The following is a 24,813-nucleotide window of genomic DNA, read 5'->3' on the forward strand; positions in this document are numbered from 1 at the left end:
AGACGGCTTATGATTTGTTATACTGAATATAGTGATTGATTTAAAAGAGAGGTTCATGATTATGAAATTAAGTACTCGAGACATTGTCTATATTGGTTTTATTGCCGCGTTATGTGCAGTGGCTACTACAATTCGCATTGAAATACCAGGTGGCGCTATGGTTCATTTAGGATCTGCTGCACTCTTTACAACATCTATCCTCTTTGGTGGATTATATGGCGGCTTAGGTGCGGCAATTGGATCTGCACTATTTGATCTCTTTGGTGGTCATACGCAGTATATCGTATTCTCTTTCTTTATTAAAGGCATTGCAGGACTTATCGTAGGTGGTATGACTGCAGGCTATTTGCCACCCTCTATTACAAAACCAACGGCATCCTTTGGTCGTATTTTAGTAGCCCTTATTATTGGTGCTATTTGGACAGCTTTAGGCTACTTCCTTGCGTGGTGGTTCGTTCTTGAAAGTGCGGTCGTTGCGGCTAGCAAAATTCAATACTCCTTGATTACAAGTGCCGCAGGCATTGTAGTAGCAATTATATTAACACCTAAATTACAAACGATAGTACGCAGATTGTTTACTAAAAATTAATTTATATAATGTTTTAGGCAGATAATGGTAAAATATCTATAATAATCTAATATATTTATAATGACCTAATACACTTATATAACTGCCTTTTCAATACATACAAAAGCCTTTAGATGCTAAATTAGTTTAGCGTCTAAAGGCTTTTGTGTTAGGTTATTATTTTATAGTTAGTGCTTGTATTAGCTATTAAGCTATTAGAAATTACAAAGATCGTTTAAATTTTCTGCCATTGTAGGGTGTGTGAAGATTTGATTTTTGAAATATGTATATGGAATGTTATTATCCATAGCCATTTTAATTAAGTTGATCAATTCTTCTGCGCCTTGGGAATAGAGTGTTGCGCCCAGGATTAAGTCGTTATCCGCATCTACAACAATTTTAAAAGCACCTTTTAAATAGTCGTTTACATGTGCTCTAGGCATGGTAGCTACGAGCATTTCTTTCGTTTTAACAGTATATCCTTGGTTGATTGCATCTTCTTCTGTAAGACCTACACGAGAAAGTGGAGGTGTTAAGAAGGTAGTATAAGGTATATTTTTACGATCTTTTAAGGTATACTGGCCGTTGCCTGTAAGTGTGCCAAATACGATACGGAAGTCATCAAGAGATACATATGTGAATTGAGGTCCACCGTTTACATCGCCGACTGCGTATACACCAGGAACGGAGCTTTCACAAGTATCATTAACTACAATGGCACCGCGTTCGTTAGTAACGATGTCCGTATGTTCTAAACCGATATTAGCTGTATTGGCTTTGCGCCCTGTAGCGTATAGAACAGCATCAAATGTATAGTTTTGATTATTAGCTTTGATAACTGGTTTGTTGTCATCATTGGATACAGAGTCTAATGTTACATTATTAAGAATGGTAATGCCTTGTTCAGTTAAGTACTCAGTAGCTAGCTCTTGAACGATAGGTTCTTCACGTTTTAAGATGCTAGATTCGATGTTGAATACAGTTACCTTAGCACCAAGTTTTGCATATAGACTTGCAAATTCAAGACCGATAGGACCAGCGCCGATAACTCCTAATGTACTAGGTTGAGTAGGTAATTGTTGAATTTCTGTACTATTATAGAAACCTGTAGCTGTATCAATGCCAGAAATATTAGGTTTAATCGCTACAGCACCAGTGTTTATAACGATAGTGTCAGCAGATAATATAATCTTATCCTTGCCAGCGGTAACAGCGATTTCTTTATTGCTAATAAATGCACCATGCCCAGTATAGACATCGACATGTTCATTTGTATCTAACATACCGAAGTTTTTATTGCGTAAGCGAGATGTAACAACTTCACGTTGATTTAATACTTGATCGTATGATAAGCCTTTTGATGCGGCAATGATCATCGTTTTAGTAGGAATACATGCGATATTAATACATGTACCACCGTACATTAGTGGATTTTCTTCAATCATGGCTACTGATTTGCCCATAGAGCCAAATTTTGCGGCTAATGTTTTGCCAGCCTTGCCGAAACCTAAGACGATAATGTCATATTGTTTGGTATTCATATAATACCTCCTGTTTTTTATATTGAAAATATTAGATATTGATATTATAGCATATTATTATAGATATAAAAGTAGAAATTAGAAATAATTATCATTGATTATGAATTAAATTTGTCTAGAATGATTATGTTAAGGTAGTCAATTAGTTTATGATTTTGGTTCAAGGAGATGAGATAGCTTGTATAACTATGATTTATATGTATTATAGTAATGAAGTAAGTGTGTTAAGTATTTCTACTTGACACATCTTTTTTTATAATGTACCATATGTAAAGTAATATGACTTGACAGTGATGGAGGTGGCGAAATGGAAGAACGAGTACTCATAAGTTTGCTCTTAGATTTCTATGGGCCATTGTTGACGGACAAGCAACGCATGTCCTTACAACTTCACCACGAAGATGATATGTCCCTTGGCGAGATTGCTGAGGAATTAGGCGTATCACGACAGGCTGTACACGATAACTTACAGCGTGCTCGACACATTTTAAATGATTACGAATCAAAATTGCACTTGGTGGCACAATATGAACAACGGGAAGGCTTGCTTTCACAGTTGAAAGCAACATTGCCTAAAGAGGTGTTAGCCGAAACCAAGGTGCAACAAGTATTGGCGCAAATGGAGGGATATTATGGCATTTGATAGCTTGTCAGAAAAACTGCAAGAAGCCTTTCAATCCTTAAAAGGGAAGGGCAAAATTACAGAAGATGATGTCAATCTTGCGTTGCGTCAGGTACGTACAGCTTTATTAGAAGCTGACGTTAACTTTATGGTAGCAAAGGACTTTGTTAAGTCCATTAAGGAAAAGGCCCTTGGTGAAGAGGTGTTCGGATCCTTGAATCCAGCCCAAACGGTTATTAAAATCGTAAATGATGAGTTAACGGCTCTCTTGGGTGGTACGCAAAGTCGTATCATGATTTCTAGCAAGCCACCAACAATTATTATGCTCGTTGGTTTGCAAGGTGCTGGTAAGACTACAACAGCTGGTAAACTAGCTGTATACTTACGCAAACAAGGTAAACGTCCGATGCTTGTCGCTGCCGACGTATATCGTCCAGCTGCGATTACTCAGTTGCAAGTTGTAGGTAAGCAAATTGATATTCCTGTATTTGCGGATGAAACACCTGGTGCGAATCCAGTAGATATTGTGCGTCGTGCCGTAGAGCAAAGCACGCATATGCTGAAAGATGTTGTTATCATCGATACCGCAGGACGTTTGGCTATAGACGAAGTCCTCATGGATGAGTTGTCAAATATCAAAGCTGCTGTTCGACCTCATGAAATTCTGCTCGTTGTAGATTCTATGATCGGTCAAGATGCAGTAACAACCGCTCAAACCTTTAACGAAAAATTAGGTGTTGATGGTGTTATCCTTACTAAACTCGATGGTGATGCGCGCGGTGGTGCCGCATTATCCATCAAAGCTGTAACAGGCTTGCCAATTAAGTTCACTGGTGTGAGCGAAAAAATGGATGGCTTTGATGTATTCTATCCAGACCGCATGGCTTCTCGTATTCTCGATTTGGGCGACTTTAAAACATTGATTGAAAATGTACAAGGCGCCATCGATGAAGAAGAAGCTCGTGAAATGGCAAAGAAAATGGCGAAAAACAATTTCACCTTGGATGACTTCTTAAAACAGATGAACCAGGTGCGAAAGTTAGGGCCATTACAAAATATTATTGGAATGTTGCCAGGCATGGGACAAATTAAGGATCAATTAAAGGACCTTGATTTGAATAGTAAAGAGGTGCGTCGTATTGAGGCTATCATTACATCCATGACGGCGGCAGAGCGAGAAAATCCAAGTATTCTTAATGGTTCTCGCCGCAAGCGTATTGCATTAGGTTCTGGTACACAGGTCCAAGATGTAAATCGCTTGTTGAAACAATTTGAAGAAGCGCGGAAGATGATGAAGCGCATGCAAGGTTTACGTGGCGGTAAGGGCGGCTTCCCTGGAATGCCTAAATTACCGTTTATGTAATACATGGGCAGGGGCGCTGAACTTGTCCATCCACATCAGTATAAGGAGGTGAATTTCACAATGTTAAAAATTCGTTTGACTCGTTTAGGTGCTAAAAAAGCTCCTTTCTACCGTATCGTAGTTGCTGACGCACGTGCTCCACGTGAAGGTCGTCCTGTTGACACAATTGGTCAATATGATGCTACTAAACAACCAGCTATCGTTAATGTAGACGAAGAAAAAGCTTTGGCTTGGTTAGCTAAAGGTGCTCAGCCTACTGACACTGTTCGCTCCTTGTTCAAAAAACAAGGCGTTATGCAAAAATTTGCAGACGCTAAAAAGTAATTAATAGAGAGGCATACTGTGATGATAGAATTAATTTCATTAATTGCGAAATCATTAGTGAAGCAGCCTGATGCCGTTTCTGTTACCATGGTCCAAAAGGGTAATGTGGAAGTTTATGAACTTCATGTAGCCCCAGAGGATATGGGTAAAGTCATCGGAAAGCAAGGTAGAATTGCTAAAGCGATTCGCTCTGTGGTGAAAGCGGCGGCTATTAAAGAGAACAAAAAGATATCTGTTGATATTGTTTAAAAGGGAGTATTCCAATGGAAGAAATGACATTACGTGTCCCTGTAGCAGTAAAAGCAAAAGTAACAGATGACTTGAAAGCGAAAATTGTTTCCGATCTTGAAACTCGTCTTGATATGGTGAATAAAGATTTGGAAGCAATTGAGTTCCAAGCTCAACGTATTTTGGCTGATGCAGCTAAAGTTGATGCTACAAGTCTCACTGCTATTCGTCAACAAATCGACGAAGAAAAAAATAAACGCTTGGCTTTCAAAGAAGAAGTAACAGCTAAATTGAAGGATGCTAAGGAGTTGTCTTTAGGAACTGAAATTCCTCAAGGTACATTAGAGCAAACAGTTACCGTTAAAATCGGGGATAATTTGGATGCCTTGATGGGCGCTGAAATCCTATTAGAAGACGGTAAGATCGTTGCGTTTCGTCAATAATGAAGCATAACGATTTCATCACAATAGGTGTTATCATCGCCCCGCACGGCGTGCGGGGTGATCTTCGTATTATGCCTCAAACCGATTTTCCAGAACGGTTTATGCATATGGATGCCTGTTACATCGATGGTAAAGAATACCACGTTGCATCCGCACGATTTCACAAACAATTTGTATTAGCATCCTTTAAGGAAATTCCTGATCGTAATACGGCTGAATTATTGAGTAAGAAAGAAATTCAAGTGCGCCGTGAAGATTTAGTGGAATTGCCAGAAGGTCGCTATTATATCTTTGATATCATTGGCCTTGAGGTACAAGATACTATGGGTAATGTGCTTGGCACAGTTACTGATGTATTACAACCAGGTGCTAATGATGTCTATGTGGTCTCTAAAGATGGGGAACCAGATCAATTATTTGCAGCCATTGAAGAGGTCGTTAAAGACATCGATGTGGAAAATAAATTGATGATCGTAGATCCGCCTGAATGGATATAATCCTTTGGGCGGTTTTGTTTTATCTACATATAGGGATATTATCGTAAAAGGTATATAATATAGCTATATATAGATAGTACTAATGAGTTAATGTGAGTTAATAAGTACAGGGGACGGTTTATGCGTATTGATATTGTATCTTTATTTCCAGAGTTTTTTGATGCGTTTTTTAATCATTCCATCATAAAACGAGCTATCGAGGCAAAACGTCTATCTGTAGGTGTAACGAATCCTCGAGATTTTAGCCATAATAAGCATGGTCAAGTAGACGACACACCATATGGTGGCGGGGCTGGTATGCTCATGATGGCACCTCCTATTTTTGAAGCCGTAGAATCCGTTATTGCTCAATATGATAGTGATATTAATGATACTTATACCACAGATGAAATGTGTGATGAAATGAGTCTTATTGGTAATCCTAATGAAAGTATACGACGTCGTATTATCTTTATGGGACCTACAGGACAGCCTTTTACACAGGAGAAGGCTCGTGAATTGGCTAGCTATGATCAAGTGGTCCTTATTTGTGGTCACTATGAAGGTGTAGATTATCGCGTAGAGAAACATCTTGTAGATGAAACGATTTCCATTGGTGATTATGTATTGACCGGTGGTGAGTTGCCAGCCATGGTAGTTACTGATGCAGTGGCTCGCATGATACCTGGTGTATTAGGTGCGGCCAGTGGGGCACAAGAGGACTCTTTTTATGAGTCTCTTTTGGAGTGCCCGCAATATACAAAGCCTCCAGAATTTAGAGGGTGGGCTGTTCCAGATGTATTGCGCAGTGGTCATCATAAAAATATTGCCGCATGGCGTCAAAAGGAAGCACTAAAACGGACACGATTATTACGGCCTGATTTATTGGAACGACCATTAACAAACGAAGAAGTTAAGCTTTTAAAAGAAATTATTGCAGAAGAGCCTGAGATATGAATTTTAAGTGTTATGATGTTGTAGAGATTCAGGGAAAACGATACGTAGTCGGGGAGGTCATTTCTTATCAAGAGTTTATCGTTGATAAAACAATACGTTATGATCTTAATGATGAAAATTATAAAAAAGAACTAGGTGTTTCCAAAGGAGCTCAGTCTTGGACCGAATATGGTCTTATGCCCGTTAATGGGACGGATAAAAAATGGCTTACCATTGTAAACGGTGAAAAAGAATATTGCACTTTTTCTGAAACAGTTTTACGTTCAACCCCTCCTGCAGGATATAGACTACATGATAAAGGTATAGAACGTGTCGTAGCTGTGGAGGGGCAATCGAAGGCTAGAAGTGGCGACGAAGCAGATTATAAAGAATATAGAGCGGTTCAAAAGGATAAGACCTTTGTATTTTTTATAGAGAACTGGCGTGGTGGTTTAACAGATCAGGCTCAAGGCGAACGGATTCGTTTGTCTGATATACATCGACGGAGAGATCAGGCTGCACAAGCGGCGAGTAAAAAAGTGCGAAATGCAGCGCGCAGAAAAGAATGGACTCAATTGGGTCTAAGTTGGGGAATTATTTTACTCTTTTTGGGGTATTTGTTTATAGGAGATTTGTCTTGGCACGAGCTTCGTGATGAAGTGGGTTTTCCCTATACTATGGAGGAGCGCATTAAGGATTCCTATTATTATGAATCACAAGGTGCAAAAGACGGTTTAAAGGTGTATACGTCAAAACAAGATCCTAATGCAACGGCTATCGATCTTATCGATGCCGTGTATGGCAAGGTTTATACCATTAAACAAGACACAAAGTCTCCAGAGAAGTGGATTGTTATTTATACAACGAATGAGGTATCCGTTATTAGTACGGTTAATGATACTACTTATGTTGAGGTCGGATTGCTTAAAAATTTGCCTGATTCAGAGGATACACGATTGGCGAATATTAGAAACGACAGTGACATATTGTTGCGGTATGCGTATATGGTGGAATTAAAGAATAAGCAGGGACGTCAGACTTTATTAAAAGAAATAAAAGATTGAAATAGTATTGATTCCAGTCACGAAATCAAACGAAGGAATATTTTATGTATGAACCAAGTAAGAATACTGTTTACATAGCCATAGCCTTTACATCTATAGCAGCTCTAGTAGGCGCTTATTCGTATTGGGATGATGTTAGCTATGCCCTATGTGATGTGGTTAAACCAGAATTAAATAATGGTGAAGTACGGCTCGTTGATGATGAAGGTAAAAGCTATACCTTGATTAATCATGGTGATGGAAAAGAAACGGCACTTTATGATGATGCTGAGAAGTCTGTTACCTTTCATCGCGATGAGAAAGGCAATATTATATGGGATGCAGGCTTAGCCAGCTTGATTCCGACTCTGGCTGTAGGGTATTATGCGTTTCATGGATTTTCAGCCCCAATGGCATATATGGATGCACCAAGTATGACTTATCGCGTTACGTCGCCTCTTACACCTTTTGATGCAAATACAGGCGCTAGTAAATCTAATAGTGAAAGAGTGGCTAGAACTATTAATGAAATGACTAGAAATCGTTACAATACTAAAACGAGTAATCGAGCACATAGAATTGGTGAAAAATATGGCTTTGGTAGTGTAGGCGCCCGAACTTCAAGCGGGACCTCCTGATGAAAGGATAAACAATGAAATCCTATATTGATGAGCTGGATAGAAATATATTTAATTTTGTGGAATATGAAGGATATGATGATCGGTATCCTTCATTGTCTATGCAGGCCTTTTCATCCGACTTTTACGATGAAATTCGTCATGCTTCACGTAGATTATTTCAAATATTTTGTAAAGCAGCAAAAGTATTTCAAATGGCACCAGATGACTTTGCACGAAATATGGATATGCCAGACAATTTAATTCCTTACTTACATAAGTCTAATGCCTTAGGTTTACCGACGTGGTTATCTCGTTTTGATTTTGTTCTCGATATAAATGGCAATTTGCGCATGGTAGAACTTAATGCGGATACGCCATGTTTTCTCATTGAAAGCTATTATGCCAATGAAATTGCAGCTAATTATGTAGGACGAAAACATCCTAATACAGAATGCCGAAAAGAATTACATACATTTTTAAAGCGCATGTATGATGCTGTTTTATCTGCTAAGTATGGTAGAAATCAATATAAGTCTATGCTGGCAAATAGAGAAAGACTACCTAAGGATCCCTTTGTATTCTCCTGCTTTCATGATTATTTTGAAGATTACGGAACAACACGGTTTCTTATGAATGAGCTAAAAACGGCCTGTCCTGAGGCTGACACGCGCTTTATATCTTTTTATGATATGAAGATTGATGATGATGGTATTCCTTTAGCAGATGGTAGTCATGCGACCCTATTATATCGATTACATCCCATGGAGCTTTTGATTGATGAGCGGACGCCTGATGATGAACCTTTGGGTGAGATGTTCTTAGATCTTTACGAGGATAATACATTTGCTCTTTTTAATCCTCCAGAGTCAATTATTTTACAAAATAAATCCTTTATGTCCTTAGTATATGCATTGTATTTAACAGATCAATTTTTTACGAAACCAGATCGAGATATAATCGAACAGTATTTGGCACCATCCTATTTTGAAAATGACTTTTCCGCTCTTGATGATGGACTTTATATTCAAAAGGAGATTTGGGGACGTGAAGGAAGGCATGTACAAGTTGTTCAAAAACGTGGTGATACATCTGAGCTTTACATGGAAAAGCTAGTTGATAACTATGATGATATCATCTGTCGCGACAGTAAAAAGGTTATGTATCAAGACTTTATACAGCAGAAACGTTTTACTCATACAGTGGATTGTGGAGTGAAGGATGGATTTTTAACCTTATCCTGTTTTATGCTTGGTGATCAAGCTTCCGCGGTAGGATGCCGTTTTTCTCCGGAAGAGATAGCTGGTACAGAAGCATACTTTGTACCATTATTAATAGAGTAAGCGAAATATTATGAAATTTGTGACCATATAGTATGGGCAAACGAATGATAATAGGTGTATTTAGCAGCAGTCGTGCTTATGTCTACTTTAGCGAGGGTGCGTATGGAGTTTAATTGTTATGATGTCTTAGAGGTTCATGGCAGCCGCTATGTAATCACTGAGAAAATTAAATACATAGAGATTATTCCAAAAGCAGATAAGGAACAATCCTATAGGGGCCAGCCGTCTATGACAAAATCACCAGGTGATTATTGGCATGAATATGGACTGGAGGCTGTTGAGGGAATTGATAAGATATGGCTAACTATTGAGTATAATGATAATGAATGGTGTACCGTATCTAGAACATCCTATCATACACGGCCAGGTAAGGATTTTACATTACATCAAATCGGATTAGAAAAGGTTGTCGATGTCGATGGTGAAAGTGGTGCCTCCGTAGGGGACCGCGCAGGATATCGAGAATATCAGCTGCCTTGTGAAGGTGGTGCTAGTGTATTCTTTGAAGAAGAGTGGTTTGAAGGTAAAAAAATGTTTGCCGAAGGGTCACGAGTGCCTTTAGTGAATATTCGCCTTTGTAATGATGCAGCTGCTCAAGCCATTAAGCAAAAGATGCGTAACAAATTTATGAAAAAGAGGTTTGGCTCTATTGCTGTTGGTGTGGGGTATACTGTACTATTTTTACTATTTCTGTTTTGGTCGGACAATGATTTGTCTTGGCATAGTATACGCGCTATGTTTGGAGTGCCTTATACGGCAAAAGAACATATGCATGACACATCTGCATATTATACAAAAACAGATTCGGATAGTGACTATGTATACACGTCTACACTAGATCCTGTTAGCACCGCATTAGACTTGATTGATTCTGTGAATGGTGATATTAAGAATGAGCGGGATAACTTAGAAGAGGGACATGAAGTTATTGTATTTTATTCTGGGGACTTGGTGTATATCATTACCAATACGGATGGACAAACTAAGGTTAAGGTATGTGAACAATCAAAATTGACACAAGAGGATTGGAAAATTATTGATCGTACATTAATCAGCTCTCATATACTCGATAACTATGCGACCATGGTTCGCCTACGGGATAATACGGGACGCGAACGATTGTATCCTACTACCAATTCTGGCAACACATCCAATACAAAATTATATTATTAGGAGGCTTATTATGATTTATATACCAGATGTATTATTGACAATTTTTTATGCTTGCTTTGGCATTATACTGATGTTAACGGCGAATACGGTTATCGATTTCTTCGTGCCTGGAAAATTTAGTGAAGAAATTAAGCGTGGTAACTGTGCTGTGGCGTGGCTTTCAGCGGGATCATTTGTCGGTATCGGTGAAATTTTGCGCGCTGTTATTATGTCACCAGCCGTGACTACAGCTGATACTTCTTTGTTACATGGTATCGTAGCCAGTGTTGTATATGCTGTGCTTGGTATTGTATTATTTGTTACTGGCTATATGTTTATAAATATTTGGCATCGTAAATATAAATTATCCGAAGAAATCATGAGAGGTAATACAGCGGCAGGCATTCTTGTGTTTGGCATCTTCGTAGGTCTTGCCCTTGTTATTAGCGGTGCTGTGCACTAAGGGAGTGTTCTATGTATAAGCCAAGTAAGAAAACCATATACCTTACAGGTGCTTTCGCTGCCGTTGCTGGTCTTGTAGGTGTATATTCCTACTGGAATGATATCTCCTATGCTGTGTGCGACAAGGTTTACCCAGAAGCCAATGAAGGAGAGGTTCGATTAAAGGATAATCAAGGAAACCGATATTCTTTATTAAATCATGGTGATGGTAAAGAAACAGCCTTATACGACGATAATCGATCCGTTACCTTTCACCGAGATAATAGTGGCAATTTGGTGTGGGATGCGGGGCTAGCAGGGCTCTTACCAAGTATTGCTGCAGGATATTATATATTTCACGGTTTTAATCCACCTACTGCGCGCATGGATGGACGAACCATGACATATCGCATAGCAGCACCATTACAAACGTATGAGGAGCCCTATGTATATACCGCATCAGGGTCGAATGTACATAGCGCTATGGGGCGGAGCCTTTATAGAAGTTATGAACGCAATAGAAGCAAAAAGGCGTCTTCCATAGGACAGAAATCTGGATTTGGTAGTGCTGGTGCACGGTCTAGTGCTTCATAATGGATATGATGGCAATGTATGTTAATGAAGATTAGTTTAGAATTTAGGAGATATAGTATTGGCTAATTTATATATCGGACTTGTTCATTATCCTATTATGAATAAACATAAAGAGGTCATTACGACGGCTATTACAAATTATGATATACATGATATTGCACGAGCATCTATTACCTATGATGTGTCTAAATATTTTGTCATTCATAATATTCCAGCTCAACGTGAGTTGGTAAGTACGATTATGGAACATTGGAAATCTGGATTTGGCTCTACTTATAATCCTGATCGCAAGGATGCTTTCACAGGTGTGGAATTGGTAAATTCAATTGCGGTAGCGGTGCGAACAATTGAAGATATAGAAGGGACGAGACCGATTGTAGCTACAACAGATGCTCGCACCTATGATAATACGATTTCCTATGCACGGATGCGTGAACATCTTGAAAATGAGGGGCGCCCTGTGTTAGTATTATTTGGTACCGGTTATGGTATGACAAAAGAAACGATGGAAAGCTTTGACTATATTTTAGAACCTATATATGGCCATGGTGAATACAATCATTTATCCGTGCGTAGTGCCGTATCAATCATCTTAGATCGGCTGCGGGGCGAAGCATGGTGGAATAAATAGGAGGCGTCTATGTCAGGACATTCTAAATGGGCAAATATTAAACATAAAAAAGGTAAAACTGATGCATTAAAAGCTAAATTGGCTACAAAAATCGGTCGTGAAATTACCGTTGCAGCACGGATGGGTGGTGCAGATCCAACTGGTAATATGCGTTTGAAATTGGCTTTGCAAAAAGCTCGTGAAAATAATATCCCTAAGGATAACATTCAACGTGCTATCGACAAAGGTATCGGTGCTACGGACATGAATGCATATGAAGAAATCGTATACGAAGGTTATGGTCCTGCCGGTGTTGCCGTTACTGTTGAGGTGATGACCGATAATCGTAATCGTGCTGCTGCAGACGTGCGCCATGCATTCTCTAAACAAGGTGGTAACCTTGGTGAAAGCGGCTGTGTAGGCTGGATGTTCAAATCTAAAGGCGTATTTGTTATCGATAAAGAAGGTCATGATGAAGATGAGGTAACTATGCTGGCTCTTGAAGCTGGAGCAGAAGACCTTAAGGCTGAAGATGATGTATTTGAAATTTATACAACACCAGAGGATTTTGATGCGGTAGAAGCAGCGCTTGCTGATGCGGGTATCGAAACTGTAGTAGCTAAAATCACGATGATTCCAGATACAACGATTGAGTTGACTGGTGATGATGCTGTGAAAATGCAGAAAATGCTTGACGTATTGGATGATCTTGATGATGTACAAAACGTATATCATAATGGTATTTTGCCGGACGATGAAGAAGAATAATAATAAAGGGGGCACTCTATGGGGTGCTCCTTTTCTATTGAAATTAAACTCGGATATTTATTAATGTTAAGAAAATTAATATGTCTCATATATAATTCATAGGGGAATTCATGAACTTCGATGTGAAATTATGCTATAATAAAATAGATTATGTAATGGAGGTAGGCGGTAGCTTATCTCATTTTTAAACTAAGGGGGTTGGGGTGCGAATTATAGGAATTGACCCAGGCACGGCTATATGCGGGTACGGCATTATTGACGTGAAGGGTAGCAAACTAACACCAGTAGCCTATGGGGCTATTACAACTCCTAAGGAATTAACTGATTCACAGCGACTGGAAATTCTATTTAATGATCTTAGTGATTTATTGGAGGAATATAGGCCTGATAAGTTCGGTGTGGAGGAATTATTTTTTAACCGCAATGTAACAACAGCCATTAAGGTAGGGCAAGCACGTGGTGTTATTTTATTGGCTGCTGAACAACAACGGATTCCTATTTATGAATATACACCATTACAAATTAAACAAGCTGTCACAGGTTATGGTAAAGCTGATAAGAATCAGGTCATTTATATGACGATGAATATTTTGGGGATTCGTGAGAAAATTAAGCCTGATGATACGGCAGATGCATTAGCTGTTGCTATCTGTACGGCTCATAGTTCTCACAATGATAGATTAAAGAGGTTGGTATAATGATAGGGTATGTGCGAGGTATCGTAACACATCTTTTTAAAGAATCGTGCTATGTTGATGTACATGGCGTAGGGTATCGCGTATATGTGCCGACCACTACGCGTCAACAGCTGATAGAGGGCCATGAGGCGACGCTATTCACGTATCTTAATGTACGAGAAGATGCGATGCAACTTTATGGCTTTTGGACGGAAGAAGAATATGAGTTGTTTATACTCCTCATTTCTGTTTCTGGTATCGGGCCCAAGGTGGGGCTTGGCATCTTGTCAGGCATGACACCTGAGGCTTTCAAATTAGCGATTATCAATGGACAGGTACAGCAATTAACTAAGTTACCTGGCATTGGTAAGAAGTCTGCGGAGCGACTTGTTTTAGAGTTAAAGGATAAAATCGCTAAGATGACACATATTTCTTCGGAATCACCTGCGACTATTCAGCCTATTGGCGTTGCTGCAAACGGTGCTGCAGGAGAAGCTATTGAAGCCCTCGTATCCTTAGGATACTTGGAACGGGATGTAGCAGATATTGTAGAGTCTTTAGATGATGGTAAGCGTGATGTATCTGAGTTGATAAAAGTCAGCTTAATTGAGCTTGGGAAAGGACGATAAGGATGAATGAGGAAGTACGCCTTGTCGGCAATGGCGAGCACGAAGAGGATATATGGCAATATAGCCTTCGACCTAAGCTTTTTAATGAGTATGTAGGTCAAGAAGAGGCTAAAGGTAATCTAAATGTGTATATTCAAGCTGCAAAACAGCGTGGGGAAGCATTGGATCACGTGCTGCTCTATGGGCCTCCAGGCCTTGGCAAGACAACATTAGCAGGGATTATTGCAAATGAATTGGGTGTTAATTTTCGTATAACTTCTGGTCCGGCTATTGAAAAGTCTGGTGACTTAGCTGCAATATTAACAAATTTGGACGACCATGATGTATTATTTATCGATGAAATTCATCGCTTGTCTCGTAGTGTAGAGGAAGTGTTGTACTCTGCTATGGAAGACTATGCTATTGATATTATCATCGGTAAGGGCCCAAGTGCTCGAACTGTGCGTATTGACTTGCCAAAATTTACTTTGGTAGGTGCCACGACTCGAGCGGGTGCTTTGGCAGCACCATTACGGGATCGATTTGGTATTATTAATCGGTTGGAATATTATAAACAGCCAGAGTTAGAATTTATTGTGTCTCGAGCCGCAGAAATACTTAATATTGGTATTGTACCGACTGGGGCAAGCGAAATTGCGCGTCGTTCAAGAGGAACACCGCGTATCGCAAATCGTCTGCTTAAACGGGTACGCGACTTTGCACAAGTCATTGGTGATGGGGTTATCACTCAAGAAATTGCAGACGAAGCATTACAACGTTTATATGTAGATAAAATGGGACTTGATCGAATTGATCGACGTGTGTTGGAATGTATTATTGAAAAATATGATGGCGGTCCTGTAGGGATTGATACCATTGCGGCGGCCATCAGCGAAGAGAGAGATACCATCGAAGATGTGTATGAACCATATTTGATGCAATTAGGATTTTTAGGACGCACACCGCGTGGGAGGGTAGCTACTAAATTAGCCTATGAGCATTTAGGTATTTCACAGACAGGGAAATAACAATGAAAACAAAACGATTACAATTGATGATAATGGCCACTTTGTTTTTAGGTGTAAACATTGGCGGTGTTTCTATAGCACATGGAGCGACGCTGCAAAATAAAGGTACAGTGGTAACGAAAAAGCCAACGCCAAAATCAACAGTATCTAATACAACTGTATCGAAAGTAAATACGACGAAGAAATCTAGTTTTCGTCCACTTGCTACTAAACCAGCTGCAAAGCCGGTCGCAACAACTAAAACGGTTTCTAAGTCAACTGCTACATCTACGGTGGTTAAACCTAGTGCAAAACCGGTTAATGTAGCAAAGCCTGCTACAGCTACAAAGCCGGTAACGATGGCTAAACCAGTTAGTGCAACAAAATCAACTAGTACTGCGAAATCTAGTACTAATGCAACAGCTACGAAATCAGCTGCTACAGGTAAAGCTACAACGGCTACAAAACCTGCGGCTTCTGCTACTGCAAAGCCAGCTACTAAACCTGCAGTTACTGGTGATAAACCTGTAGCACAAAAAAGAGCTACTGAAAAAACAGCTACTAAAAAGGTAGTAAAAACAACGGATGTGAATAGCATTCAAGCCAATACAGCAGTTATTACTCGCAACAAAGTGGGCTCCGTAGTGACGCCTGCTACAGAACGTAAAGAAAACATGCCAAATGTACGTGTTCTACTAGGTAGTCGTAGCTCCGATGCTACTGTTACATCTACAGCTAATATGGTTGTATTGAACAGCGGTAATGGTCAAGTTAGCACAATCAGTGCTAATCGTGGTACATCTATTGGCGTTCGCGGCGGCAAGATTGCTGTAAATGGAAAGGCTATTGATAGTGTGGTTACATTGAAGCCTGCGAATGGTGATGCACCATTCTTGTTCGAAGGTAAAGGTTATCGTGGCGGTTTAACATTACGTGCCAATAATGGAACCATGATGGTCATTAATTCTGTGCCCCTTGAGGATTACCTGTATGGTGTTGTCCCACAAGAGGTAGTACCGTCTTGGCCGGCTGCTGCATTAGAGGCACAAGCCGTAGCAGCTCGTACTTATGCTCTTCATACGATGGAACAAAATAAAGGTAAATTCTACGATGTGAGTAATTCCACGGATCATCAAGTTTATAGTGGTGTGAGTGGTGAATCTCAAGCTACCACAAATGCAGTAAATAAAACTAAAGGCGTAGTTATGCTTTATGATCAACGTCCTATTAATGCCTTATTCCATTCTGATGGCGGTGGCTATACAGAGGATAGTGTAAATGTTTGGGGAAGTGATGTGCCATACTTGAAAGGGGTAAAAGACTTTAGTACTGGTACATCTACATCGAATTGGACTGTTACTACCTCTCGTCAAGCTCTTGAAAGTAAACTTAATGCGGCAAGTAAAGGGGTAGGTAAATTGAAGAGCATTCAGTTGACTCCTCTTGGTAAGCCTGGGCAACAAACATCGGACCGCGGTGTATCAGGTCGTATAAAGAGTGCTACTTTCATAGGTACCTCTGGAAAAACTACTGTAGATGGCGATGCATTGCGTAGTATTTTAGGTTTAAAATCTACACTATTTGATTTCTATGTAAATCACAACCCTGCTAAAGGCACGGGAAAGGCATATCATAGCTTTACTGGCAAGAATGATACTATTTATATTAAAGGCCACGGTTGGGGTCATGGCCTTGGTATGTCTCAATGGGGCGCTGCGGAAATGGCAAAGCGTGCTAATCCTGGAGATATAAATTATTACCAAACTATTTTGCGTCACTACTATAGTGGCATTACATTGAAGAAAATGTACTAATAAGGATTACGATGAAAGTTACAGATTTTGATTATGAATTGCCAGAGGAACTGATTGCTCAGCATCCTGTAGAACCTCGTGATACAGCACGGCTTTTAACCTTAGATAAGGTAAGTGGTGAAGTTAAACATAAAGGGCATTTTTATGATTTGCTAGAAGAACTCCATGAAGGAGATGTGCTTGTATTTAATAATACGAAGGTTATCCCTGCGAGATTATATGGACATCGTCAAGGTTCTGGTGGCAAGGTGGAGGTACTTCTACTCACACCATGTGGTGAAAATCGATGGGAATGCCTTGTTAAACCGGGGAAAAAATGTCCTATCGGGCAAGTTATAGAGTTTGATGACCGCCTAAGTGGAGTTATTATAGATAAAACAAATTTTGGAGGCCGTATCATTCAGTTCACATGCAACGGTGTGTTTGATGATGTGATTCAAGAAATTGGTGAAATGCCATTACCTCCATACATTCATGAAAAGTTAGAAGATAAAGACCGTTATCAAACGGTATATGCTAAGGAGAAAGGCTCTGCTGCGGCACCAACTGCAGGACTTCACTTTACACCTGAGCTATTAGAAAAAATAAAAGCTAAAGGCGTGGAGCTTGAGTTTGTAACCTTGCACGTTGGATTGGGTACCTTTAGACCTGTATCGGCAGAGACTATTGAAGATCATGAGATGCATAGTGAGTTCTTCGTTGTATCTCAAGAAACCGCTGACCGTATTAATGCAGCTAAGAGAAACGGACGCCGTATTATTGCGGTAGGTACTACATCTGTACGTACACTCGAGTCTGCTACGAATGATGACGGTATACTACAAGGTATTAGTGGATGGACTCAAATCTTTATCTATCCTGGTTATAAATTTAAGATGATTGATGCATTGGTAACGAATTTCCATTTGCCTCAATCTACATTGTTAATGTTGATTAGTGCATTAGCCGGTCGTGAACATTGTTTAGCGGCCTACGAAGAAGCTGTTCGAGAACGTTATCGCTTCTTTAGCTTTGGCGACGCTATGTTTATTCGTTAGGAGGGATTATGCCAAGTATTACTTATGAATTACAAAAGACATGTCCTCATACGGGGGCACGTGCAGGTTTATTGCATACACCACATGGTACCTTCCAAACACCTATGTTTATGCCTGTAGGCACGCAAGCGACAGTTAAAACTATGACACCAGAAGAACTAAAGGCTATGGGTTCTCAAGTTATCTTGAGTAATACCTATCATTTATTTCTTCGCCCAGGGCCGGAGCTTATAGAAGAGGCTGGGGGCCTACATAAATTTATGAATTGGGATCAAGCGATTCTTACTGATAGTGGTGGATTCCAAGTATTTAGTTTAGGCGATATGCGCAAAATTACTGAGGATGGTGTTACATTTAGATCCCACATTGATGGATCAAAACAGTTTTTATCTCCAGAAGTTGCCACAAAGGTACAAGAACAATTAGGTTCTGATATTGCGATGGCCTTTGACGAATGTATTCCGTATCCCGCGGATCATGATTATGCGAAACGCTCTACGGCGCGTACCACGCGTTGGGCTCATCGTTGCCAAGAGGCTCGTAAGGCTCATGACCGTCAAGGTATGTTTGGCATTGTTCAAGGCGGCATGTATAAAGACTTGCGTAAACAAAGTGCGGAAGAGTTAGTAGCCATGGACTTTGAAGGGTATAGTGTCGGTGGTTTATCCGTAGGGGAACCTCATGATTTAATGAATGAAATCCTCGAATATACAACCCCATTATTACCGACAAATAAAGCTCGCTATTTAATGGGGGTTGGTACTGCGGACTGTCTTGTAGAAGGTATTGCACGTGGAGTTGATATGTTTGATTGTGTATATCCAACTCGTGTTGCTAGAAATGGGATGGCCATGACCTGGAATGGTCGTCTTAATATTCGAAATGCTCAATTTGCTCATGATTGGGGGCCGTTAGAAGAAGGGTGCCAATGTTATACATGTAAAAATTATTCCCGTGCATATATTCGTCACTTATATAAGGCAGAAGAAATTTTGGCATTGCGCCTTGTAACGTATCATAATCTCTACTTCTTGTTAGAGTTTATGCGTCAAATGAGACAATCTATTCTAGAAGATCGGTTCCCACAATTTAGAATGCAATTCTGGGATAGCTTTAAAAAATAGTAATTAAGTCTAGTCAAATTTATATTAGGTGGCTATACTAGAAAAGAAATACATATTTATTAATCTAGGAGGATAACATGGGAGATATTCAACAAATCTTGCAAACTAGCTGGCCTATTTTGTTAATGGTAGTGATTTTTTATTTTTTATTGTGGCGTCCACAAAAGAAACAACAAAAAGAGCGCGCTAACTTGTTAGGTAGCTTAAAAAAAGGCCAAAAAATTGTTACTATTGGTGGTATTTACGGCGAAATTGTTGAACTTGATGACGAAAAAGTCAAAGTACAAGTATCTGAAAAAGTTGAATTAACATTTGCTCGTACAGCAGTTGCTAACGTACTGTCTAAGAAAAATAAGGAAGAAAAATAATGAATACAAAGGAAGCAGTGCGCCAGGCGTGTAAGTCTCAGCGCGCTGCTTTATCCGTTGCTGATTGTAGGCAGTGGACGCCGATGTTGACGAATCAAATCGTCAATAGTCCTGAGTATACATCGGCAAAAAATATTATGGCCTATTTGGCGATGCCCAAAGAGGCCGATTTAGACGATGTGATTCGTCATGCTTTAGAACATGGTAAATCCGTATACGTTCCAGTATGTACCGATAAGACGACTATGATTGCAGTTCGTCTTAAGTCTCTAGAATCTATTACTCGGGGTGTGTTAAATATACGCATTCCCTCTGAGCCATATGATATTATTGATCCACATGACTTGGATTTGATTTTAGTGCCTGGTGCTGGCTTTGACCGTCATGGTGGTCGTATGGGGATGGGGAATGGGTATTATGATCGATTTCTCAAGGAACTTTTACCAAGTACATTTATGGGCGTATGTTGGGCGGTACAATTATGGGATACACTAATCCCGATGGATGAGCTAGACCAACGGATGAGTAAAATCGTGACAGAGCAAGGCGTTATACATTGTGTATAGCAGAAGGGAGCAACTATTTTGAACGGTAAAGCTATTATCAAGTTTTTAGTAGTCATTGCTGTCATCATTGGTACCTTTGCGTATTGTATTCAACCTTTAGCAGGTTCTTTGAAACAAGGCCTTGATTTACAAGGTGGTACGCATATTGTATTGGAAGCAGAAGATTCTGCGACTGGTACAGCTGACAATGATGCAGTAGAACGGGCAAAGCAAATCTTAGAGCGTCGTATTAATGAAATGGGTTTGTCTGAACCATTGGTACAACGTGAAGGGGCTCGTCGTATTATCATTGAATTGCCAGGTGTAAAAGATCCTGACGAAGCGATTAAACGTATCGGTAAAACAGCGGTCTTGGAATTTAAAAACGACCAAGGTCAAACCGTTATGACTGGTGATGATTTAAAAGATGCGAAAGAAGAGTTAGGTCAAAATAAACAACCACTCGTTGCTATTGAATTAAGCGATGAAGGGGCTAAGAAATTCGCTGATTTAACATCTAAAAATATTGGTCGTCGTATTGCCATTACATTGGATGGTAAAGAATTGACTAATCCTGTAGTACAACAAGCAATTACAGGTGGTAAAGCCACTATCTCTGGTAGTCAAAGTTTAGAAGAAGCTAAAGACTTAGCTATTTTATTACGTTCCGGTGCATTACCTGTTAAAATTAATGTATTAGAAGTGCGTACAGTTGGTCCTTCTTTGGGTCAAGACTCCAAGGATAAATCTGTTGTAGCCTTCAGTGCCGGTATTGCAATGATCATGATTTTCTTGGTTATTTTATATCGTTTTTCTGGCATCGTAGCTAATATAGCGTTACTTGTATATGTTATGCTCTTATTACTCGTGTTGGGCAAGGGCTTTAATGCGACTATGACATTGCCAGGTATTGCTGGTATTATCTTATCCATGGGTGTTGCGGTAGATGCGAATATTCTAATCTTTGAACGTTTCAAGGAAGAGGTATTTTCCGGTAAATCTATGCGGGTTGCTATGGAAGCAGGTTTTAGCCGTGCGTTATCCACAATTACTGATGCAAACGTATCCGTTATCATTACAGCTGGTATCTTAACTATTTTAGGATCTGGTCCTGTAAAAGGCTTCGCTATCAGCTTAGGCGTAGGTGTTGTGGTAAGTATGTTCACTGCGATTACTGTGAGCCATTTCTTATTGCGCTTATTAATCGATTGTAACTTTACAAACCATCCATTCTGGTTTGGTGCGAATATTTCTCCGAGCACAAGTGCTGACGCATTTGCACCTAAATCTTTGAAAGGAGGTAAACGCAAATGACATTAGACGTAATTAAACATCATCGTTGGTGGTTTGCTATTTCCTCCACACTTGTTATAATCAGCTTAATTTCCATATTTACTAAAGGGTTTAACTTTGGTATTGATTATACTGGTGGTACGATTGTTGAAGTTGTATTTGATCAACCTGTAGAGGTTAGTCAAGTTCGTGACGTTCTAAAAGAATATAATCTTGAAAATGCACAAATTCAGCTTTCCGGTGATACTACTGGTGATACAGCGGGCGAAGACGTAATGATTCGTACACGTAATCTCGAGTCTAGTGAAAGTGCCGCTGTTGTTGATTCTTTGACTAAATCTATTGGTAACAATACAGTTAAACGTATTGAAACTGTAGGTGCTGTAATTGGTTCTGAAGTTACAGAACATGCGTTATTGAATCTTGTTATAGCATTTGCAGCATTAGCTCTATATATTTCTTATCGTTTTGAATATAAGGTTGCCATTTCTGCGTTAGTTGCCATTTTCCATGACTTGATTATGGTTCTTGGTGTTTTCTCTTATTTCCAACTAGAAATTGATGCATCCTTCTTAGCTGCCATTCTTACGGTTGTAGGTTACTCCATGAATGAATCTGTAGTTATCTTTGACCGTGTTCGTGAAAATACGCATACACATAAACGTTCTGATACATTTGCAGATTTGGCGAATGCGTCTATTACACAAAGTATTCACCGTAGTTTCTATACATTGGCTACCGTTATGTTCGCTTGTGTATCCCTTTATCTATTCGGTGGGGACACTACAAAGAACTTTGCCCTTTGCATGATCATCGGTTTTGCTAGTGGTGCGTACTCCTCTATCTGTGTAGCTACATCCTTGTGGGTTATGTGGAAGAGCCGTAATAAAAATGACGTACGTAATCAATAATAAGTTATAAATTATTATTATTGTGTTAATGATTAAAGTATAAGAACCTCTTTGGATTTATTTTTAGAGAGGTTCTTTTATTTTGCTATCTTTTATTATGTAAAATGGTATAGGTATTTTACAAATAACAGTCATTTTTAACTATATAAAATTTTAAAAGGCTTGTTCTTGAATTCTATAAGATAGAGGCGTAAAATGGCTAGGTGACACGATACAAAAGGAGATACAAATATGGATTCAAATAGATTATGGAGCCCTGCTTTTACTAATTATGGTATTAGTAGTGGTATTTTATATATGACTCAATATGTTCTTGTAGCGGCATTGCCAATCGTAATCACGTCTGAGCTGGCTGGCAGCGATCTTGATGCGGGCTTAGCGATGACATATTTCCAAATTGGTACAATTTTATGTAGGGTTTTTGCAGGGCGATTAATAGATGGTTTTAATAAGCGTATTGTTCTATTAATATCAACAGCCTTGTTTTTCATTATTATGGGATTATTTAATTTTACTACATCCTTAGAGGCTGTTTTCGTATTACGTGGGTTACATGGTGTTGTGTTTGCCCTTGGAACAACTGTAATGGCTACTCTAGCAGTATTAGTATTACCTCCTAGTCGAAAAGGTGAGGGAGTTAATATGTTTGCTATCTTTTCAAATATAGCAATGGTATTAGGACCTGCTATCGGCTTATATGCTTTGTCGTCATACGGTAGTATGGCATTGTACATATTTTTAACGGTTATGACTGGATTGGCTATGGTCTTAAGTAATATTATTCCCCTATCAAAGGAGTTAGCAGTACCTAAACAATCAAAATATAAAGGTTGGCATATTTCCCAGTTTATAGAAAATAAAAGTTTACCTTGGGCTTTAATGGGCTTATTTATTGGTTTTACTTATTCTGGTGTTTTAGTTTTTATACCCATAGAACTTAATAGCATGGGGGCAGGAATATGGGGTAGTGCTTTCTTTGCTATTTTTGCGTTGATGATTATTATTAGTCGACCTATAGTAGGAAAAATATATGCTCGATATGGTTCAAAAATTATTATCTATACAGGATTAGGATTATTTATACTAGGCTTATTTGTATTGGGATTAGCTATAACCCCATTAGCTATTCTATTCACCGCTCCGTTGTTGGGGTTAGGCTATGGTGCAGCACAACCTGCATTCCAAGCGCTGGCTATACAATCAGCTCCTATTGAGCGTGCGGGTGTATCAACAGCAACATATTTTTTAGCATTAGATATAAGTGTTGGTGCTGGATCAGTTATACTTGCATTATTAGCTAGTGCGTGGGGCTATCAATATTTATATATGTTCACTGCATTGGTTATGGTGATAGCACTTATTTTGTATCATATATGGGTAAAAAGATATACTCCTTTAGAACTATAGTTGTTTAAGGTAAAATTGGGTAAATAAATATTTAACAAGTTAAAATGGCTTCTAATGAGATATTATGTATAGGATGCAATAAAAATAATGAAAGCAAGATGAAATTTTTGGGGTAACAATTTTATATATTGACGTTTATTATATTTATGCTATACTTATACAAGTCATTAGGACACAGCTCAAATAATAAGTATGAAAAACTTCTTAGAAGTTAAAAAAAAGCACTTGACGGAATGAGCTGGACTTGATAGAATAATCAAGTCGCCAGTTGATGAAACACTTCGAAGAAAGAGTGTGTAGACTGGTACAGATCTTTGAAAACTGAACAATGATAGGTAATCAATCATAACGATTGAACATATGCCAGAGTGCGGGTTTTGACATAGTCAAAACCAACCATAATTCAAAGCTACTTCAATGTAGCGACAACAAAACGAATGAGCTATTCAAATAGCTTCAAGATATCTTGGAGAGTTTGATCCTGGCTCAGGACGAACGCTGGCGGCGTGCTTAACACATGCAAGTCGAACGAAGAGCGATGGAAGCTTGCTTCTATCAATCTTAGTGGCGAACGGGTGAGTAACGCGTAATCAACCTGCCCTTCAGAGGGGGACAACAGTTGGAAACGACTGCTAATACCGCATACGATCTAACCTCGGCATCGAGGATAGATGAAAGGTGGCCTCTACATGTAAGCTATCACTGAAGGAGGGGATTGCGTCTGATTAGCTAGTTGGAGGGGTAACGGCCCACCAAGGCGATGATCAGTAGCCGGTCTGAGAGGATGAACGGCCACATTGGGACTGAGACACGGCCCAGACTCCTACGGGAGGCAGCAGTGGGGAATCTTCCGCAATGGACGAAAGTCTGACGGAGCAACGCCGCGTGAGTGATGACGGCCTTCGGGTTGTAAAGCTCTGTTAATCGGGACGAAAGGCCTTCTTGCGAATAGT

At 39.4% G+C, this 24,813-nt stretch carries 28 protein-coding genes and 1 rRNA gene; 28 read left to right on the plus strand and 1 reads right to left on the minus strand.

The window, feature by feature from the left end:
• The first annotated feature begins 61 nt into the window (after nt 1–61).
• Nucleotides 62–589: an ECF transporter S component gene (locus tag VPHSUH08_RS06935; RefSeq protein ID WP_024060993.1), complete on the plus strand. Its 528-nt coding sequence runs from the start codon at nt 62–64 to the stop codon at nt 587–589.
• Between the two features lie 194 nt (nt 590–783).
• On the opposite strand, the gene VPHSUH08_RS06940 is transcribed toward VPHSUH08_RS06935, so the two are convergent.
• Nucleotides 784–2,109: an FAD-containing oxidoreductase gene (locus tag VPHSUH08_RS06940; RefSeq protein ID WP_008603415.1), complete on the minus strand. Its 1,326-nt coding sequence runs from the start codon at nt 2,107–2,109 to the stop codon at nt 784–786.
• Between the two features lie 307 nt (nt 2,110–2,416).
• Here VPHSUH08_RS06940 and ylxM point away from each other — a divergent pair, with 307 nt between their 5' ends.
• From ylxM to VPHSUH08_RS07075, 27 genes are all read left to right on the plus strand, one after another.
• Nucleotides 2,417–2,752, plus strand: coding sequence for a YlxM family DNA-binding protein (gene ylxM / locus VPHSUH08_RS06945; protein ID WP_004695559.1), 336 nt, complete (start codon nt 2,417–2,419; stop codon nt 2,750–2,752).
• On the plus strand, nt 2,742–4,094 hold the full coding sequence (gene ffh, locus VPHSUH08_RS06950; RefSeq protein ID WP_008603414.1) for a signal recognition particle protein: 1,353 nt from the start codon (nt 2,742–2,744) through the stop codon (nt 4,092–4,094). The genes ylxM and ffh overlap by 11 nt, the downstream gene beginning before the upstream one ends.
• Nucleotides 4,095–4,154: 60 nt before the next feature.
• Nucleotides 4,155–4,418 (plus strand): 30S ribosomal protein S16, encoded by a 264-nt coding sequence (gene rpsP, locus VPHSUH08_RS06955; RefSeq protein WP_004695565.1) that lies wholly within the window; start codon nt 4,155–4,157, stop codon nt 4,416–4,418.
• Between the two features lie 21 nt (nt 4,419–4,439).
• Entirely contained in the window at nt 4,440–4,667 is a 228-nt protein-coding gene (locus VPHSUH08_RS06960; protein ID WP_004695567.1) for a KH domain-containing protein, read from the plus strand.
• A gap of 14 nt (nt 4,668–4,681) precedes the next feature.
• Entirely contained in the window at nt 4,682–5,089 is a 408-nt protein-coding gene (locus VPHSUH08_RS06965) for a YlqD family protein (protein ID WP_004695569.1), read from the plus strand.
• Nucleotides 5,089–5,586 carry a ribosome maturation factor RimM gene (rimM, locus tag VPHSUH08_RS06970; protein ID WP_105087063.1) on the plus strand — a complete coding sequence of 166 codons (498 nt, stop codon included), beginning with the start codon at nt 5,089–5,091 and terminating at the stop codon, nt 5,584–5,586. The genes VPHSUH08_RS06965 and rimM overlap by 1 nt, the downstream gene beginning before the upstream one ends.
• Nucleotides 5,587–5,706: 120 nt before the next feature.
• Entirely contained in the window at nt 5,707–6,522 is an 816-nt protein-coding gene (trmD, locus tag VPHSUH08_RS06975; RefSeq protein WP_105087064.1) for a tRNA (guanosine(37)-N1)-methyltransferase TrmD, read from the plus strand.
• Entirely contained in the window at nt 6,519–7,565 is a 1,047-nt protein-coding gene (locus tag VPHSUH08_RS06980; RefSeq protein ID WP_105087065.1) for a DUF4178 domain-containing protein, read from the plus strand. Before trmD ends, VPHSUH08_RS06980 begins: the two co-directional genes overlap by 4 nt.
• A gap of 44 nt (nt 7,566–7,609) precedes the next feature.
• A complete protein-coding gene (locus VPHSUH08_RS06985; protein ID WP_105087066.1) occupies nt 7,610–8,182 on the plus strand; it encodes a hypothetical protein in 573 nt (190 codons plus the stop codon).
• 14 nt (nt 8,183–8,196) lie between these two features.
• The gene (locus tag VPHSUH08_RS06990) at nt 8,197–9,504 is read left to right on the plus strand and encodes a glutathionylspermidine synthase family protein (protein WP_105087067.1); all 1,308 of its coding nucleotides are present in this window, start codon (nt 8,197–8,199) and stop codon (nt 9,502–9,504) included.
• Nucleotides 9,505–9,606: 102 nt separating this feature from the next.
• Complete coding sequence (locus VPHSUH08_RS06995) at nt 9,607–10,677, plus strand: hypothetical protein (protein ID WP_105087068.1); 1,071 nt, start codon at nt 9,607–9,609, stop codon at nt 10,675–10,677.
• Between the two features lie 10 nt (nt 10,678–10,687).
• On the plus strand, nt 10,688–11,119 hold the full coding sequence (locus VPHSUH08_RS07000) for a DUF350 domain-containing protein (protein ID WP_105087069.1): 432 nt from the start codon (nt 10,688–10,690) through the stop codon (nt 11,117–11,119).
• 11 nt (nt 11,120–11,130) lie between these two features.
• Nucleotides 11,131–11,691 carry a hypothetical protein gene (locus tag VPHSUH08_RS07005; protein ID WP_024060984.1) on the plus strand — a complete coding sequence of 187 codons (561 nt, stop codon included), beginning with the start codon at nt 11,131–11,133 and terminating at the stop codon, nt 11,689–11,691.
• Nucleotides 11,692–11,749: 58 nt separating this feature from the next.
• Complete coding sequence (locus VPHSUH08_RS07010) at nt 11,750–12,322, plus strand: RNA methyltransferase (protein ID WP_024060983.1); 573 nt, start codon at nt 11,750–11,752, stop codon at nt 12,320–12,322.
• A 9-nt stretch (nt 12,323–12,331) separates the two neighbouring features.
• Nucleotides 12,332–13,069 (plus strand): YebC/PmpR family DNA-binding transcriptional regulator, encoded by a 738-nt coding sequence (locus VPHSUH08_RS07015; RefSeq protein ID WP_004698429.1) that lies wholly within the window; start codon nt 12,332–12,334, stop codon nt 13,067–13,069.
• A gap of 203 nt (nt 13,070–13,272) precedes the next feature.
• Complete coding sequence (gene ruvC, locus VPHSUH08_RS07020; RefSeq protein ID WP_004695586.1) at nt 13,273–13,767, plus strand: crossover junction endodeoxyribonuclease RuvC; 495 nt, start codon at nt 13,273–13,275, stop codon at nt 13,765–13,767.
• Complete coding sequence (gene ruvA / locus VPHSUH08_RS07025; protein WP_105087070.1) at nt 13,767–14,375, plus strand: Holliday junction branch migration protein RuvA; 609 nt, start codon at nt 13,767–13,769, stop codon at nt 14,373–14,375. Before ruvC ends, ruvA begins: the two co-directional genes overlap by 1 nt.
• Nucleotides 14,376–14,377: 2 nt before the next feature.
• Nucleotides 14,378–15,382 carry a Holliday junction branch migration DNA helicase RuvB gene (gene ruvB, locus VPHSUH08_RS07030; RefSeq protein WP_004695590.1) on the plus strand — a complete coding sequence of 335 codons (1,005 nt, stop codon included), beginning with the start codon at nt 14,378–14,380 and terminating at the stop codon, nt 15,380–15,382.
• Between the two features lie 2 nt (nt 15,383–15,384).
• Nucleotides 15,385–17,175, plus strand: a complete 1,791-nt coding sequence (locus VPHSUH08_RS07035) for a SpoIID/LytB domain-containing protein (protein ID WP_004698497.1) — start codon at nt 15,385–15,387, stop codon at nt 17,173–17,175.
• An 11-nt stretch (nt 17,176–17,186) separates the two neighbouring features.
• Entirely contained in the window at nt 17,187–18,212 is a 1,026-nt protein-coding gene (gene queA / locus VPHSUH08_RS07040) for a tRNA preQ1(34) S-adenosylmethionine ribosyltransferase-isomerase QueA (RefSeq protein WP_105087071.1), read from the plus strand.
• A gap of 8 nt (nt 18,213–18,220) precedes the next feature.
• Complete coding sequence (tgt, locus tag VPHSUH08_RS07045; protein WP_105087072.1) at nt 18,221–19,336, plus strand: tRNA guanosine(34) transglycosylase Tgt; 1,116 nt, start codon at nt 18,221–18,223, stop codon at nt 19,334–19,336.
• 77 nt (nt 19,337–19,413) lie between these two features.
• A complete protein-coding gene (gene yajC, locus VPHSUH08_RS07050) occupies nt 19,414–19,704 on the plus strand; it encodes a preprotein translocase subunit YajC (RefSeq protein ID WP_105087073.1) in 291 nt (96 codons plus the stop codon).
• Entirely contained in the window at nt 19,704–20,270 is a 567-nt protein-coding gene (locus VPHSUH08_RS07055) for a 5-formyltetrahydrofolate cyclo-ligase (RefSeq protein ID WP_105087074.1), read from the plus strand. The genes yajC and VPHSUH08_RS07055 overlap by 1 nt, the downstream gene beginning before the upstream one ends.
• An 18-nt stretch (nt 20,271–20,288) precedes the next feature.
• Nucleotides 20,289–21,563 carry a protein translocase subunit SecD gene (gene secD / locus VPHSUH08_RS07060; protein WP_105087075.1) on the plus strand — a complete coding sequence of 425 codons (1,275 nt, stop codon included), beginning with the start codon at nt 20,289–20,291 and terminating at the stop codon, nt 21,561–21,563.
• Complete coding sequence (gene secF / locus VPHSUH08_RS07065) at nt 21,560–22,453, plus strand: protein translocase subunit SecF (RefSeq protein ID WP_004695602.1); 894 nt, start codon at nt 21,560–21,562, stop codon at nt 22,451–22,453. Before secD ends, secF begins: the two co-directional genes overlap by 4 nt.
• A gap of 231 nt (nt 22,454–22,684) precedes the next feature.
• The gene (locus VPHSUH08_RS07070) at nt 22,685–23,860 is read left to right on the plus strand and encodes an MFS transporter (RefSeq protein WP_004698471.1); all 1,176 of its coding nucleotides are present in this window, start codon (nt 22,685–22,687) and stop codon (nt 23,858–23,860) included.
• 463 nt (nt 23,861–24,323) lie between these two features.
• Nucleotides 24,324–24,813, plus strand: a 16S ribosomal RNA gene (locus tag VPHSUH08_RS07075); the annotation flags it as partial.

The organism is Veillonella sp. S13054-11 (assembly GCF_002959795.1).
Taxonomy (GTDB): domain Bacteria; phylum Bacillota; class Negativicutes; order Veillonellales; family Veillonellaceae; genus Veillonella; species Veillonella parvula_E.